This is a genomic window from Rhodoplanes sp. P11 (assembly GCF_964266735.1).
Taxonomy (GTDB): domain Bacteria; phylum Pseudomonadota; class Alphaproteobacteria; order Rhizobiales; family Xanthobacteraceae; genus Rhodoplanes; species Rhodoplanes serenus.
The window spans coordinates 756668-772204 of record NZ_CAXWGY010000001.1 but is presented as its reverse complement, the minus strand read 5'-3'; the positions used below and the strand labels follow the sequence as shown (position 1 = coordinate 772204).

The following is a 15537-nucleotide window of genomic DNA, read 5'->3' as shown; positions in this document are numbered from 1 at the left end:
GCCCGGCGGCCGCGTCGCAAATCCGACAATGGCTGCGCGGCGCCGATGTCGGGTTCGATGTCGGGTTTCCGGCAAGGGCCTTGTCGAGAGTGTCTCAGAACGCCGAATGCCCGGCACGCGGCCGGGCATCATGAGCACGCATCCGTGGCAGTCGTGTTCACGACAGCGGCGCGGCGCTCCCGCGGCGGGCGCGGGCGAGCCGGCTCTCGCCGGTCTCCTCGCCGAAGCACAGGTCGAAGTCGCCGCAGGCGGTGCACACCGGCGTGGCGCACAGCACGATGCCGTCGGTCTCGCACAGGGTGCGATAGAAGAACCGCTTCCACCGCATGTTGCGGGTGTTGCGGGCGGCGAGCGGAGCGAAGTGGCGAGCGAGTAGCCGCGACAGCTCGGCGCGATCGCGCAGGCCGAGATCCTCCCACAGATGGTTGGGCTCGATCGCCCGGCGCGCCACGATGGCGGCGAGCCACGCGGTGTCCTCGCCGTCGCGGCTCGCCGAGGCGAGCAGCAGCGCCCGCACCATGGCGATCTCGTCGTCGGCCGGCGCAGTCTCGCCGTCGTCGGGCGCGAACAGCACGCCGGCGCCCGGAAACCGGACAGCGACGAGGCGGCCGAAATCGACGCCGCTGAGACCCAGACGCGACGCCACGGCGCCGCCGCCAGACGCCGCCACCGCGATCGCCGAGGCGAAGACGTGACGGTCGAAGTCGTCGTCGGCATGGATGCTGACCTCCTCGGGCCACCATCCGGTGAGGCCGCGATAGACCGCGGCGGCGCGGCGAGCACTGCCGCACACGCCGGCCCGCGCCTCGCCCGCGACCGCAGGCGGCACCGCGGATCGATCGACGATGGCGCCTCGGGCCGGCATGGCGTCACGCCGCCGCCAGGACGGCGGCCCCCACATGGGTCTGGCAGCCCTTCGGGCACACCCGGGCGCAGGCGCCGCAGCCGATGCAGTTGCCGGCCTGGTGCAGCACCATCACCTTGCGGACGAACTCCTCGTCGTCGTCGTCCTCGTCGGCCGCGCAGGCGACCAGCTCGTCGTCCTCGTCGACGCCCATCAGATGCATGACGTCGCGGGCGCAGACCTTGTAGCAGCGGCCGCAGCCGATGCACTTGTTGCCGTCGATGGCGGTGAGATAGGCGGGCTCCCACGGGGTCCCGTCACGGGTGATGAACATCGGTGTCCTCCTCGGGCGGCCTCGCGTTTGCCGCGTTAGAGGCAGCACGCGGTCAGGCGCGCGCCACCTCCGGATAGGTCTCGATCGTCGCCACGCAGCCGGCGACCAGCTTCTCGCCGCCGGCCGCCAGCGCCGCCAGGCTCTCGAAGCCGAAGCGATGGACGTCGCGCAGGTGGCGCGACAGCACCACCAGCTTGCCGACCGTGAGGATGACGCGGCCGAAGCCCTCGTGGTGCATCTGGATCATCGGGCTGGCGACAAGCCCGGTGTGGTGCTCGATGGCGAGCCCGACGGCGCCGTAATACTGCTCGACCCGCCACAGCACTTCCGGGCTCGGATCGCCCATGATCGGCATGGCGCGGCGCTGCTCGCGGGTGACGATGTAGGGGGCGAGCAGCTTGGCGTCGCTGCGGCCCTCCCAAGCGCCGAACCCATCCTGGGCGCGGAGCAGACGAACCAGGCTCTGCACGAAGGGTGTTGCGAGCGCGGCCGCCGCGGCGGCGACCTCGGCCGCGGCGAGATCGTTCGCGGCAACCGCGGCAGGGCTCGTGCTCGATGGCGGCGTCATGGCGTCGGACATGGCGCGGCTCTCAGTCGTCGACGAAGGACGGCTTGCCGGCCGGCCCGCCGGCGTTGGTCGCGCCGCCGATGCCGGCGCCGGCCAGCACCTTGCGCAGCCACGGCGGCGGCGCGCCGGCCAGCATCGCGCGGGTGCGCTCCAGCACCGCCTCGATCGGCTGCGGCGGCAGCTTCACCGGATGAATCTTCGCGGCCACCACCCGGGCCGCCGAGGGACCGCCGATGGCGACGCAGAACAACAGGTGGCAGCCCCCGAGCGCATCGATCTTGGGGCCGATGCGGTCGTCGCCCTCGGCGGCGTGGCGGCCCTGCTGATCGGAGACGAGATCGAAGGTGACGGTCTCGACCGCGGTCCAGCCCTGCGCCGTCACGTCGTAGACGACGAAGCAGCGGGCCGAGCCGAAATGCGCGTCGAGGGTGCGGCGGTCGCCGGTCGCGATGGCGACCCGCACGGCGGGAGACGCCGTCGGCGTCGGCTCGTCGGTATCAATGAGGCGCAGGCGACGAACGGCTGACATGGGGTTCTCCGCGGTCCCGGAACGGATCGAGGCTGTCCGGGGTGTGAACGGGCTGATGGGCCTGGAGGATGTTGGCGGCGTCGAAGATCAGGTCGCGCACGCCGTCGTAGAGCACGCCGCGACGATAGGGTCCGCCGAGCCGATCGAAGATCGGAAAGCCGACCCGCATCAGCGGCACGCCGAGCCGCTCCGATGCCTGGCGGCCATGGCTGTGGGTGACCAGGAGATCGCAGCCGGCGGCGCCGCCGCGCAGCTCCAGCTCGTCGAGATCGCCGACCACCACCTCGGCGGCCGGCACCGCGGCGAGAGTGGGCGAGCGCCCTGTCGTCGTCACCGCGACCGCGATCTCGGCACCCAGACCGGCGAACAGTGTCGCGAGGCCGTAGAGGTGATCCGGCTCGGCCGCGATGGCGACGCGCTTGCCGGCGAAGTGGAAGTGGCCGTCGAGCATCGCGTCCTGCAAGCGGCTGCGGGCGCGGCGCAGCCGCGCCGGCACCGGCCGGCCGGAGAGCCGCGCCAGCAGCGCGACGAAGCGATCGGCGGCGGCGAGCGTCGACAGCGTCTCGACCACGGTGAACGGCACCCCGGCGCGCGCCGCCAGCGCCTCCACGGCCGGCCGCACATGCTCGCCGATCGCGATGGCATGCGCGGCCGAGCCGAGATCGCGGATCGCCTCGACCGGCGTGCCGCCATAGGTGGTCGGAATCCAGCGGCCCGGCACGGTGCCGTCGAGCGATCCGGAGATGTCCGGCACGATCACCGGATCGAGGCCGAAGCTCTCGACGGTGTCGCGCACGAGATCGAGATCGGCGACGGTGAGATGCCAGCCCGGAAAGATCGCCACCTTGCCGGTCTCCGCCGCGCGGCGCGGCGCCGCCGGCACCAGCGCCTCGATCAGCGCCGTGACGGCCTTGCCGAAGCCTTCCTCCAGCGCGCCGTCGAAATCGGGCGTGTGGACCAGCACCACATCGGTGCCCGCGAGCTCGGCGGCGCGCTTCCTGCGGATCAGCGCGAGATCGCCGGCGAAGTCCTCGCCGCGGGTCTCCACCAGCGCCGTGGTGCAGACGCCGATCAGCTTCGGCCGGGTGCGATTCTTCAGGTTGAGCAGCGCCTCCTCCAGATGATCGGCGCCGCCGAGGATCGTCGCCACCTCGTCCATGGCGGTGGTCTGGAGCGGGATCGTCTCCTTGAAGTGGCGCACGCACTGCACGAGCGCGAAAGAGGTGCAGCCCTGGCTGCCGTGCAACAGCGGCATCGCCTCGGCGACGCCCAGGAAGGCGAGCGCAGCGCCGAGCGGCTGCGACGATTTCAGCGGGTTGACGGAGGCGGCCTTGTGGGTGGCGGTGATCACGGGCATCTCAGCACTCACCCATGTCGTCGGCACCCGAGGCCGCGAACTTCTTGCGGTGCCGCGCCAGATAGTCGGGATCGGAGGCATCGACCCGGGTTGCCGCGAATTTCTTGCGATGGCGAGCCGCGAACGAGTCGTCGGGCTGGGTCGGCGCAATCTCTGCAAGCAAAGATGCTGGTGCGACGCCGGCCACGCTCTCGGTCACCTCTTCCTGTCGGGGAGAGGTCGGCGCCGAAGGCGCCGGGTGATGGGGGTCAGCCCTCGCCGAGGTCGGCTTCCCCTCACCCGCGTGCTGCGCACGCGACCTCTCCCCAGTGGGGAGAGGTGAAGAGAGGTCCGTGACGGGGAGAGGTGAAGGGGCACCCGTGGCGGGCAGACTCGCCACCTCCTCGATCAGCCGCCCATCGGCATCCCACGGCGCCGGCGTGCGCACCTGCGCCCACACCGGATTGTGAAGCGCGAGATCGATCTGCCGCACCAGCTCCACCATGCCGTCGTAACCCGCATAGGGGTGGATGCGCTCCTGATTGATATCGAGCCAGGGCGTCTTCGCCTTGAGAGCGATGAACTGGGTGCGGCCGCCCGACAGCATGATGTCGGCCTCGCCGTCGGCGAGCATGCGATAGAGATCGCGCGGCGCCATCGACTCGAACATGTGCGGGTCGTCCCGCATCAGGATGGCGATGCGCTGCTTGTCCTCGGGGGTCGACTTCTTGGTGGCGGTGCCGACCACCTCCATGCCGATCTCCATCAAGGCCGACACCACCGACCACGACTTGACGCCGCCGGTGTTGAGCAGCACCCGCTTGCCGGCGAGGCGCGTGCGGTAGGGCGCGAGGCGGGCCGCAGCCCGCGCCTCCTCGGCCGTCACCAGCGCCTCGGTGCGGGTGACGAGATCGGCCGGCGCGCCGCGCGCGACCAGCAGGCGGGCGATCTGACGCAGCGTCTCCGAGGTGTCGAGCACGCCGTAGAACGAGCCTTCGATGTACGGGATGTCCCACCGCTCGCGCATCCGCCGCGCGAGGCCGACCAGCGCGGTCGAGCACACCACCAGCGTGGCCCGCGCCGTGTGGGCGGCGGCGATGTCGGCATAGCGCGCATCGCCGGGCACGCAGGCGCGGACCCGGATGCCGAGCCGATCGAGCAACGGCTTCACCTGCCAGAACTCGCCCGCCAGGTTGAACTCGCCGAGGATGACGAGATCGGTCGGGCCGACGTCGTCCGGCTCCACCGTGCCGATGACGTGATCGAGCAGCGCCTGACCCGCCAGCTTGTTGCCGAAATTCTTGGAGCCGACGAAGCCGGCGCCGTGCACCGGCACCACCGGCACACCGTAGCGTTCGGCGGCGTGCCGGCACACCGCGTCGATGTCGTCGCCGATCAGCGCGGTGACGCAGGTGGCATAGACGAAGATCGCGGCCGGCTCGAACCGCTGAGCGATCTCACGGATGGCGCGGTAGAGCTTCTTCTCGCTGTGGCCCGCGACGATGTCGAGCTCGGTCAGGTCGGTGGTGAAGCTGCGCCGCCACAGATCGGAGCCGGACGAGGCGGAGCCGCGATTGTCCCAGGAGTTGCCCTCGCAGGCGAGCGGGCCGTGCACCAGATGGGCCGCGTCGGTGATCGGCTGGAGCGCGATCTTGGCGCCGTCGAACGCACAGCCTCCCGCCGCCGCGCCGGGCGTCAGCGGCTTGGAGCAGCCGGCCTTGCGCGCCGCCTCGGACTTGGCGGCGTTGTGGGCACAGCCCGGCTCTTCGAACAGCGCCTTGACCCGATCCTTCAGCATGTCACCTGTCTCCGCCGTCGCGCCTCGGCCTTCTCGCAGCCCCTCACGAGATACCCACCCCTCACCCCGACCCTCTCCCCGCAGGCGGGGAGAGGGAGAGCAGGCGCCGTACCTTCCTTCACCTCTGCCTCGCCGACCAGATCGAGAGGGGCCATAAACTCTCTTCCCTTCACCTCTCCCCGCAGGCGGGGAGAGGGAGCGTCGTGATCACCGCGTCAGATCGAACGAGATATCGGTCTCGCCCGCGACGTCGCCGTCGCGATCGAGCTTGTCGAAGATCACGTCGAGCACGGTGCGCAGCAGGTTGAGCCCGCCCTGGTAGCCGATCAGCGGGAAGCGGTGGTGGTGGTGCCGATCGAAGATCGGGAAGGTCAGGCGGATCAGCGGCGTGCCGGTGTCGCGCGACACGTACTTGCCGTACGAGTTGCCGACCAGGAGATCGACCGGCTCGGTGAACAACAGCGAGCGCAGATGCCAGAGGTCCTTGCCGGCCCACACCTTGGCGCCCTTGCCGAACGGCGAGGACGACAGCAGCGCCTGCATCTCCTCCTCCCACGCCTTGGTGCCGTTGGTGGCGAGGCAGTGGGTCGGCTCGCCGCCCGTCTCCATGACGAAGCGCGCCACCGCGTGGACGAAGTCCGGATCGCCGTAGATCGCGTACGTCTTGCCGTGCAGATACGCCTGGCTGTCCGCGATGGCATCGACCAAGCGGCCACGCTCGAGGTCGAGGGCCGCCGGAATGTCGACCCCGGCGAGCGCGGCGATCTTCATCACCAGCTCGTCGGTGGCGCCGACGCCGAGCGGATAGTGGAAGCTCGCTGTCTCCTGCCCCTTCTCGGCCGCGTAGTCGAGCGTCTTGCGGCTGCACCAGTGCTGCAACGAGACGGTCGCCTTGGCGTTCAGGGCCGCCGCCGTGTCGGCCAGCGTTGTGCCGCCCGCATACATGCGGAAGCTGCCGTCGGAGGGCGTGTCGAACTGATCGGAGGCGTCCTGAATCAGCGTATAGGACACGCCCATCAGGTCGAGGATGCGCTTCAGCTCGCGGTTGTTGCCGACACAGAAGCCATCGAAGCCCGGCACGATGTTGATCTTGTCGTTCGGGCTGCGCTCCTGGCCGTCCCAGAAGTGCTCGAGCACGCCCTTGATCATCACGTCGTAGCCGTCGACATGGCTGCCGACGAAGGCAGGCGTGTGCGCGTAGGGGACGTCGAACGCCTGCGGGATCGAGCCCTTGACGCGAGCGTTCTCGATGAACGACTGGAGGTCATCACCGATCACCTCGGCCATGCAGGTGGTCGACACGGCGATCATCTTGGGGCCATACAGCGCGTAGGTGTTGGCCAGCCCGTCGATCATGTTGTTGAGACCGCCGAACACCGCGGCATCCTCGGTCATCGAGGACGACACCGCCGAGGCCGGCTCCTTGAAGTGGCGCGACAGGTGCGACCTGTAATACGCCACGCAGCCCTGCGAGCCGTGCACGAACGACATCGTCTTCTCGAAGCCGGCCGCCGCGAACACCGCGCCGAGCGGCTGGCACGCCTTCGCCGGGTTGATCGACACCGCCTCGCGGGCGAGGTTCTTCTCGCGATACGCCCAGGTCTTGGTGTGGTCGCTCTGGGCCGCGACCGCCTCGGTGGAGGCCGGGCATTCCATGGTGTCGCGCTTGCGCGCCAACATCTCGCGGTATTCGGGCTCGCGAAACAGCGTCGCGTGATCCAGAACCCGCTCGGCCGACTGTGGCATGGTGAACTCCTGTCGTCTCGTCTCTGGTCTCGTCGCGCCGCCGCGGATCGCGGCTCCGGCACGCTCGAAAAAACTGACTGTCTCGCTCCGTCCGTCGGCCGTGGCCGGCGGCCGTCCATTCGGCCGCCGACTCGCCTCCTGGCCGCGGTCTACTCGGCCGCTTGCAGGACAGGCGCGTCCTTCTTCTTCCAGGGCGGATCGAACAGCCCCCAGACCGGATTGTTGATCGCCTGGTCCATGTCGCGGGCGAAGATCGCGAACCCGTCGTAGCCGTGATACGGGCCGGAGTAGTCCCACGAGTGCATCTGACGGAACGGGATGCCCATCTTCTGCACCGGGTACTTCTCCTTGATGCCGGAGCCGACCAGATCGGGCCGGATGCCCTCGATGAACTTCTCCAGCTCGTAGCCGGTGACGTCGTCGTAGATCAGCGTGCCGGGCACGACATAGTGGCCGGTGCGCTGATAGTCGTCGTTGTGGGCGAACTCGTAGCCGGTGCCGACGATCCGCATGCCGAGATCATCGTAGGCGGTGACGACGTGGCGCGACCGCAGTCCGCCGACATAGAGCATCACCGACTTGCCTTCGAGCCGCGGCCTGTACTTGGCGACGACGGCGTCGACGAGCGGTTGGTAGCTGGCGATCACCGCCTCGGCCTTGGCCTCGATCTCCGGGCCGAAGTGCTTGGCGATCTTGCGCAGCGAGGCGGCGATCTGGCTCGGCCCGAACAGGTTGTACTCCATCCACGGAACGCCGTGCTTCTCCTCCATGTGCCGGCAGATGTAGTTCATCGACCGATAGCAGTGGATGAGATTGAGCTTGCCGAGCGGCGCCCGCTCCATCTCGGCGAGGGTGGCGTCGCCGGACCAGTTGCCGATGACCCGCAGGCCCATGTCCTCCAGCAGGCGCCGCGACGCCCACGCATCGCCACCGATGTTGTAGTCGCCGATCACCGAAACGTCGTAGGGACCGGGCTCGAAGCCGGTATCCTTCTTGTCCAGCACCCAGTCGCGGATGGTGTCGTTGGCGATGTGGTGGCCGAGCGACTGCGACACGCCGCGGAAGCCCTCGCAGCGCACCGGCACGATGGTCTTGCCGATCTCCTTGCCCTTCTTCTTGGCCACCGCCTCGATGTCGTCGCCGATCAGGCCGATCGGGCATTCCGACTGGATCGAGATGCCGCGGCTGAGCGGGAACATCTCCTCCAGCTCGTCGATCACCTTGGCGAGCTTCTTGTCGCCGCCGAAGACGATGTCGCGCTCCTGAAAGTCGGAGGTGACCTGCATGGTGACGAAGGAGTCGATGCCGGTGGTGCCGGTGTAGTAGTTGCGGCGCTGCGACCACGAGTAATGGCCGCAGCCGACCGGGCCGTGGCTGATGTGGACCATGTCCTTGACGGGTCCCCACACCACGCCCTTGGAGCCGGCATAGGAGCAGCCGCGGATGGTCATCACGCCGGGAATCGACTTGACGTTCGACTTCACGTCGCATTCGGAGAGCAGATGGCCCTCCTCGCCGGGCGCCGCGTCGGCATCGGCGCCCGCGGGCTTGGCGACCGCCAGGTGCTTGCGACGCCGCTTGGCGAATTTGTCCGGGTAGGCGGACAGCACCTCGGCGATGAGGGCCTCGTTGAATGCGGCATCGTTCTCGTGATCGAGGCTCATGGCTCGTTCCTGCTTCGGTGATCCGGGCGGCACGCCTGCGCGTCGGCGCGCGCCGCCCGTCACGCCATCGGGTTCACACGGCCGCCGCGGCGGCGCGGGCTGCTTCCTTGGCCTGCAACTCGGCGAGCTGCTGCTCCTCGGTCTTCATGATGCCGAAGTCGAGCAGCATCTGCTCCAGCTCGTCCATGGAGACCGGCGTCGGGATGGTGCCCTGGCCGGAGTTCTCGTGGATCTTCTTCGCCAGCGTCCGGTACTCCTCGGCCTGCTTGGAGTCGGGAGCGTACTGAATCACCGTCTGGCGGCGCAGCTCGGCATGCTGCACGATGTTGTCGCGCGGCACGAAGTGGATGAGCTTGGTGTTGAGCTTCTTGGCCAGCGCCTCGGAGAGATCGACCTCGCGGTCGGTCTGGCGCTCGTTGCAGATGAGGCCGCCGAGCCGCACGCCGCCCGAATGGGCGTATTTGAGAATGCCCTTGGAGATGTTGTTGGCGGCGTAGAGCGCCATCATCTCGCCGGACATCACGATGTAGATTTCCTGCGCCTTGTTCTCGCGGATCGGCATGGCGAAGCCGCCGCACACCACGTCGCCCAGCACGTCGTAGGAGACATAGTCGACGTCGTCGTAGGCGCCGTTCTCCTCCAGGAAGTTGATGGCGGTGATGACGCCGCGACCGGCGCAGCCGACGCCCGGCTCCGGACCGCCGGACTCCGTGCACTTGATGCCCTTGTAGCCGATCTTGAGCACGTCCTCGAGCTCGAGGTCCTCGACCGAGCCGGCCTCGGCCGCGAGGCTGAGCACGGTGTCCTGCATCTTGGTGTTGAGGATCAGGCGGGTCGAATCGGCCTTCGGGTCGCAGCCGACGATGAGGATGCGCTGACCCATCTCGACCAGCGCCGCGAGGGTGTTCTGGGAGGTGGTCGACTTGCCGATGCCACCCTTGCCGTAGAATGCGATCTGTCGCAGAGCCATCTTGGTTCCTCTCTCTCGCGCCGTCGCGTCGGTGGTGACAGCGGCGCCGTCCGCCCTCTGACGAGCAACCCGCGTGCCAAGCGCGATCGGGTCTCACAAGAGCCGCGGATGTGCCTCTGGCGCATGGTGTTTCATGATCGTCGGCGGGTCCGCGGGCGGCCGCGCCGTGTTGTCCGGAAGCCGACAAGGCCGACAACCGGCTTGTCGTGAGCGACGTCTGTCGCATCGTGTCGGATATGCGGGCCGGTCTGGTCGCGTCTCATGCGACGATGACGAGCCGCGCCCTGACACGAGATTCGGCTGATCCATTCGGTGGTCATTCCGGAAGCCGCGAAGCGGCTGTCCGGAATCCAGCCGGGAGTCAAAAGTTTGCCGCGGGATCACGTGTTTCGCTGGGTTCCGGGTTCGCGGCGGAGCCTGCGCCCGGACGGCGCGAAGCGCCGATCCGGGTGCCGCGCCCCGGAACGACGGCGAACTGATCACCCGGAAACAGTGTGACCCCGTATGGGCGATGGCTCCAGACGGGCTATGGCTCCGCACGAGGGACGGCGTCATCGCGCAACGATCTGATGCTCGATGTCGAAGGCGGAGGGGCGGCGTCTCCGAACATCCGCGCCACGCGATGGCAGGCAGACGAAAGCCGGCGGCGGTCCACTCCGCCACCGGCCCCCATCGCCATCCTCACGCTCACCACCCGTCGGCTCCTACCCGACAACCGGCGCCTACTCGCCGATGCGGCGGGCCTCGACGGTCACCGGCAGCCGTGTCTCGGCCGGCATGTCGGGCAGCTCCAGCGTCCAGCCGTTCTTCAGCTTCACCCAGCCGCCCCACAGGCTGTCCTTCTCCAGCGCCACGATGGGCTGCTCCAGGTCCTTCTTCGGGACGTAGGCGGACAGCCCCTTGTCGGTGCGGCGGATCATGATCTTCACGGCGACTCTCCGATGGACGCGCGAGCGGGTTCGGCGGGCCGGTCGAGGCTGACGAGCTCGCGCCCGCGCATGCCGACCACCACGGCGCGGTCGACGAACTCGACCGCGTAGATGTAGAAGCGCTGAAGGAAGGTGCCGACGTCGCGCACATAGCCGAGGTCGCCCTTGCGCACGAGCACGTCACCGATGTCACGGCCCGGAAAGGTGCCGTCGTTTCTCACATGGGCGACGGAGCACACCTTCTCGCCGGGTAGAAAGCGCGGCGGGCGGCGCAGCTCCACCTCCTCGTCGTCACGGCGCATCGCGATTCTCCTCGCACGATCGCCGGTCGAGCGCCGCCAGCCGGGAGCGGGCGCGAGCACTCACCTCGGGATCGGGGTCGTTGCACAGCCGCGGCAGCGCCGCGACGTCACCGCGCTCCGCCACGATCCAGCGGACACGCAGATCGGGATCACCGACCAGTGCGACGAGCTGGGCCGGCGCCAGGCGCTCGGCCGCCGCGATACGCACCAGCGGATCGACGTCGTAGAGCATCGCCGGCAGCACATCCGGCTTCATGCGGCGAGCAACCTCGCAGCGCACCTGCGGGTCGGGGTCCTGCATGGCGCTCGGCAGCACGTCCACCGGAACGTGACGCACCGCGACGAGCCGCACGGCGTAATCGGGGTCGGCCAGCATGGCGACGAGCGCGGCGCCTTCCAGGCGCTGGGCCATCACCATGCGGACCTTGCGGTCGGGATCGTCACGCAGATGGGCGACGCGGGCGAGCGGCAGCCGCTGCGCCACCGCGGCCCGCACGTCCGGCTCCGGATCGCCGACCAGGCGGGCGATCAGGAACAGGCTGGCGCGCTTGGCGGCGAGCGCCCGGATCTCGAAATAGGGATGATCCAGATAGGCTTCGGCCTCGCCGGGATTGCCGGCGAAGAAGCGGTCGATCCGACGCACGCGGCGATCGCGCACGCACACCCGTCCGCGGTCGCAGCGCCCCTCGGCGCGCATGCCGTCGTGCGGGCAGTCGACGCAGGAGACGGGCCGGCCGAGCCAGTCGGTCGGCTCCGGAACGGCGGCGTGACGGCCCGCGGACATCATGGCGGCGGCTCAGGCGGCGATACAGGTGTCCGGGACCGGGCACACCGCGGCGCATTTCGGCTCGTCGCCGTCGCACTCGGTGCATTTGGCGGCGTCGATGATGTAGACGTCGCGCTTCATCTTGATGGCGGCGTTGGGACACTCGAACTCGCAGGCCCCGCACACGGTGCATTGCGAGGCGACGATCTTCAAAGCCATGGTGATTCTCCTGTGGTCGGCGCCAGGCGCCATCGGGTTGTCTCGACGGGTGCTCCGTCTCATGCCGTGAGGGCGGCCCGGCGGCGACGGCCGCGCGCCTCGGCGAACCACGTCGCGACCGCGGTCTCGACATAGTCCTGGGCATAGGCGTCGGTGACGACGAGGCCGGCGGCCTCGAACGCCTGGGCCGGGCAGGCGCCGATCTTGGCGCACAGCACCGCCTCGACACCCGCCAGCACCGCGATGATCCGGTCGAGATAGCCATCCTCGCCCCAGCCGCCGCGGCAATAGTTCTCCTCCACCCGGCGGACTCCGGCGAAGCGCACCCCGGAGGTCGACGCCTCGTAGATGTGGAACTCGGTCGCCTTGCCGAAATGCAGGTTGACGCGGCCGCCGCCCTGGGTCGCCACCGCCACCAGCACCGGCACCTCCGCCTCGACCTCGTCCAGCACGGCGGCGGCGGCGCGGCGCGCCGCGTCGTGGTCGCTGCGCTCGCGCGCGACGACGTCGCGATAGGCGTCGCGGGCGCTCGGGTCATAGGCGACGGACTCGGGAATGCGATCCATGGTGAACTCGCCGCCGCGGTCCTCGCCCAGCATGCCGACCGCGTCGGCCCGGCACTGGCGGCAGTGGCGCATCAGCCGGGCGCCGCCGCCGCAGGCGTCCTGCACGGCGGCAAGCTCGGCCGGCGTCGGCCCGCGCTGCCCGGTCAGCCCGTAATGAGTGCCGTGCGCCGGATCGGAGATCAGCGGCATGATGTTGTGCAGGAAGGCGCCGCGCGCCATCACGGCAGCATGGACGGCGGGAAGGTGCGCATCGTTGACGCCGGGAATCAGCACCGAGTTGATCTTGACCAGGATGCCGCGGGCGACGAGCCGCTCCAGGCCGAGCATCTGGCGCGCGTGCAGGATGCGCGACGCCTCGAGCCCGGTCCAGCGCCGGTGCTCGTGGAAGATCCACGGATAGATCCGGGCGCCGATCTCGGGATCGACCATGTTGATGGTGATGGTGACGTGATCGACGTTCATCGCGGCGATCTCGTCGACCCGCTCCGGCAGCGCCAGCCCGTTGGTCGACAGGCACAGCTTGATGTCGGGGATCGCGTTGCGGACGAGATCGAAGGTCGCCTTGGTCTTCGCCCAGTCGTAGCAGGCATCGCCCGGCCCGGCGATGCCGAGCACCGAGAGCTGTGGCACCTCGTTGGCGACCGTCACCACCTTGCGTCGCGCCTGCGCGGGCGTCAGCCGCTCGGAGACGACGCCGGGCCGGCTCTCGTTGGCGCAGTCGAACTTGCGGTTACAGTAGTGGCACTGGATGTTGCAGGCCGGCGCCACCGCCACATGCATGCGGGCGAACCAGTGGTGCGCCTCCTCGGAGTAGCACGGATGGTCCTTGATGCGGTCCCACACGGCCGCCGGCAGGTCGCCGGGACCGGCCGCCGATCCGCACGCAGAGGCCGCGCAGCCCGGTGTGGCGAGCGCCCGGCGCATGGCGTCCGCCGTGGTGGTTCCGTCGAGGCTGTCGAGTGACACGAAGCTGGCCATCGATTCGTTCCCTGCGTGGCGTGACGGGGCTCGTCATTCAAGCGTCGTGCCATGCGGGAAAACGACCATTTGGCGGGGGTTTCGGGCCGGCGGGCGGCGCCGGCCTGTCGGACCTGCGACAGCCGCGACGGCGTCGTGTCGCATCCCGGACAGGCATCGAGAGGCGGGTCGTGGCGGTGACGCCGCGACCACGAACGACGCCGCGCCGCAGAACGGCGCGGCGCCTCCCGCGAGCTGATCAGAACCGCTTGATGTCGATGCCGTGCTTGCGCAGCGCGTAGCCGATCTGACGCGGCGTCAGGCCGAGCAGGCGCGCCGCCCGGGCCTGCACCCAGCCGGCCCGCTCCATCGCCTCGATCAGCCGCTCGCGCTCGGTGCCGTTGCCGGATGGCGCGGCCTCGCCGAAATCGGCGGAGACCATCGGCGCCGCCGCCGGTAGAGCCGGCTCGCCCAAGCCCGCGGCGCCCGGCCGCGCCGCCGGGTTCGGAGCGAGATGCGGCATCGGCGCCTGCGGCACCGGCGGTCCGCCGGGCTGCGGCTGCCGCCCCTGCCAGAGAATCGCCGAGGCACACTGATCGTTGCGGCAGGCGAAGTCGCGCGCCGCCACCGCGGGTCCCGCCGCGAGCGTCGCGGCCCGGCGCACGCAATTCTCCAGCTCGCGGACATTGCCCGGGAAGCAGCAGGCGCCCAGCACCTCGAGGGCATCCGGCGACAGCACCAGCGAGCGATCGTTCTCGGCATTGAAGCGGGCCAGGAACTCGCGGCTCAGCAGCGGAATGTCGCTCTTGCGGTCGCGCAACGGCGGCAGGAACACCGGAACGACGTTGATCCGATAGTACAGATCGGCCCGGAACTCGCCGCGTGCCACCGCCTCCTCCAGATTGCGGTTGGTGGCGGTGACGAGCCGCACCTGCACCTTGACGGTGCGGGTGCCGCCGACCCGCTCGAACTCGCCCTCCTGGAGCACCCGCAGCAGCTTGGCCTGGAACACCGGCGACATCTCGCCGATCTCGTCGAGGAACAAGGTGCCGCCATGGGCCAGCTCGAAGCGCCCCTTGCGGGCCGCGATGGCGCCCGTGAAGGCTCCCTTCTCGTGGCCGAACAGCTCCGACTCGAGCACCGATTCGGGCAGCGCCGCGCAGTTGACCTTGATGAACGGCCCGGCCGCGCAGGCCGAGAGATCGTGGATGGCGCGGGCGAACAGCTCCTTTCCGGTGCCCGACTCGCCGCGCAGCAGCACCGGCGAGCGCGACCGCGCCACCACGGCGATCTTGTCGATGAGACTGCGGATCGCCGGGCTGTCGCCGACCACGCCCGCCACCGGCGTCACGCCACCGCGCGGCCGGTAGTCGTCGAGCTCCTTCTGCAAGCGATGGCTTTCCGCCATCAGGCGCTCGCGGTCACGCGCCAGCACGCGATGGAGCTGCACAGTCTGGCCGATCAGATTGGCCACCATCACCAGGAAGCGGACATCGAAGTCGAGGCGTGCCATCGCCTGCCTGTCGCAAGCGCGGTCGATCGTGAGAGTACCGACCACGCGGCTGTCGATGCGGATCGGCACGCCGATGAACGACACCGTCTCGTCGCTCTCGCCGGCCAGACGCGCGACGTCGTCCGCGGTGAACAGTGGATGCGCCGCCACGTTGGGCACCACCAGCGGCATGCCGGTGGCGACCACCTGGCCGACCGCCTTCTCGGGCAGGCTCGCCTGGAACCGCTCGGCGGTGCCCTCGGTCCAGCCGGCGCCGACCGCGAGATCGGGAATGCCGTCGTCGTCGAGCAGCGCGATGACGCCGTGGCGCATCTGCATGAAGGACGCCAGCAGATTGACCACGCTGGCCAGCATGATCTCCAGGCGGCTCGCCGACGTCAGGATCTTGGAGATCTCGTAGACGCCGGTGAGCGCGATCTCGCTGCGGGCGGCCGAAGGGCTCGCGGTCACCGCCGGCCGCGAGGCGCGGTGAGGGTTTCCATCAAGCATGCGGCAC

General features: G+C 69.5%; 15 protein-coding genes. All 15 read right to left on the bottom strand.

The features are described from left to right. Positions 1-157: 157 nt before the first annotated feature. A complete protein-coding gene (locus ACFQUV_RS03455; RefSeq protein ID WP_129607805.1) occupies positions 158-865 on the bottom strand; it encodes a nitrogen fixation protein NifQ in 708 nt (235 codons plus the stop codon). A 4-nt stretch (positions 866-869) separates the two neighbouring features. After that, the gene (fdxB, locus tag ACFQUV_RS03450) at positions 870-1178 is read right to left on the bottom strand and encodes a ferredoxin III, nif-specific (RefSeq protein ID WP_111384226.1); all 309 of its coding nucleotides are present in this window, start codon (positions 1176-1178) and stop codon (positions 870-872) included. A gap of 52 nt (positions 1179-1230) precedes the next feature. Further along, positions 1231-1758, bottom strand: coding sequence for a NifX-associated nitrogen fixation protein (locus ACFQUV_RS03445; RefSeq protein ID WP_129607804.1), 528 nt, complete (start codon positions 1756-1758; stop codon positions 1231-1233). Positions 1759-1768: 10 nt separating this feature from the next. Next, the gene (gene nifX, locus ACFQUV_RS03440; RefSeq protein WP_129607803.1) at positions 1769-2275 is read right to left on the bottom strand and encodes a nitrogen fixation protein NifX; all 507 of its coding nucleotides are present in this window, start codon (positions 2273-2275) and stop codon (positions 1769-1771) included. Beyond that, positions 2244-3632, bottom strand: coding sequence for a nitrogenase iron-molybdenum cofactor biosynthesis protein NifN (gene nifN, locus ACFQUV_RS03435; RefSeq protein ID WP_129607802.1), 1389 nt, complete (start codon positions 3630-3632; stop codon positions 2244-2246). Before nifN ends, nifX begins: the two co-directional genes overlap by 32 nt. A gap of 1 nt (position 3633) precedes the next feature. Beyond that, positions 3634-5409: a nitrogenase iron-molybdenum cofactor biosynthesis protein NifE gene (nifE, locus tag ACFQUV_RS03430; protein ID WP_129607801.1), complete on the bottom strand. Its 1776-nt coding sequence runs from the start codon at positions 5407-5409 to the stop codon at positions 3634-3636. 207 nt (positions 5410-5616) lie between these two features. After that, positions 5617-7155, bottom strand: a complete 1539-nt coding sequence (gene nifK, locus ACFQUV_RS03425) for a nitrogenase molybdenum-iron protein subunit beta (protein WP_129607800.1) — start codon at positions 7153-7155, stop codon at positions 5617-5619. 149 nt (positions 7156-7304) lie between these two features. Continuing rightward, on the bottom strand, positions 7305-8819 hold the full coding sequence (gene nifD / locus ACFQUV_RS03420; RefSeq protein WP_129607799.1) for a nitrogenase molybdenum-iron protein alpha chain: 1515 nt from the start codon (positions 8817-8819) through the stop codon (positions 7305-7307). Positions 8820-8892: 73 nt separating this feature from the next. Next, on the bottom strand, positions 8893-9789 hold the full coding sequence (gene nifH, locus ACFQUV_RS03415) for a nitrogenase iron protein (RefSeq protein WP_129607798.1): 897 nt from the start codon (positions 9787-9789) through the stop codon (positions 8893-8895). Positions 9790-10511: 722 nt separating this feature from the next. After that, positions 10512-10718: a putative nitrogen fixation protein NifT gene (gene nifT / locus ACFQUV_RS03410; protein ID WP_129607797.1), complete on the bottom strand. Its 207-nt coding sequence runs from the start codon at positions 10716-10718 to the stop codon at positions 10512-10514. Then, positions 10715-11020, bottom strand: coding sequence for a nitrogen fixation protein NifZ (locus tag ACFQUV_RS03405; protein WP_371851668.1), 306 nt, complete (start codon positions 11018-11020; stop codon positions 10715-10717). The genes nifT and ACFQUV_RS03405 overlap by 4 nt, the downstream gene beginning before the upstream one ends. Continuing rightward, positions 11010-11807 (bottom strand): 4Fe4S-binding leucine-rich repeat protein, encoded by a 798-nt coding sequence (locus ACFQUV_RS03400; protein WP_244601459.1) that lies wholly within the window; start codon positions 11805-11807, stop codon positions 11010-11012. Before ACFQUV_RS03400 ends, ACFQUV_RS03405 begins: the two co-directional genes overlap by 11 nt. Before the next feature lie 9 nt (positions 11808-11816). Then, a complete protein-coding gene (locus ACFQUV_RS03395; protein WP_129607796.1) occupies positions 11817-12005 on the bottom strand; it encodes a 4Fe-4S binding protein in 189 nt (62 codons plus the stop codon). A gap of 59 nt (positions 12006-12064) precedes the next feature. After that, positions 12065-13549, bottom strand: coding sequence for a nitrogenase cofactor biosynthesis protein NifB (nifB, locus tag ACFQUV_RS03390; RefSeq protein ID WP_129607795.1), 1485 nt, complete (start codon positions 13547-13549; stop codon positions 12065-12067). A gap of 238 nt (positions 13550-13787) precedes the next feature. After that, the gene (gene nifA / locus ACFQUV_RS03385) at positions 13788-15530 is read right to left on the bottom strand and encodes a nif-specific transcriptional activator NifA (protein WP_129607794.1); all 1743 of its coding nucleotides are present in this window, start codon (positions 15528-15530) and stop codon (positions 13788-13790) included. Positions 15531-15537: the final 7 nt, after the last annotated feature.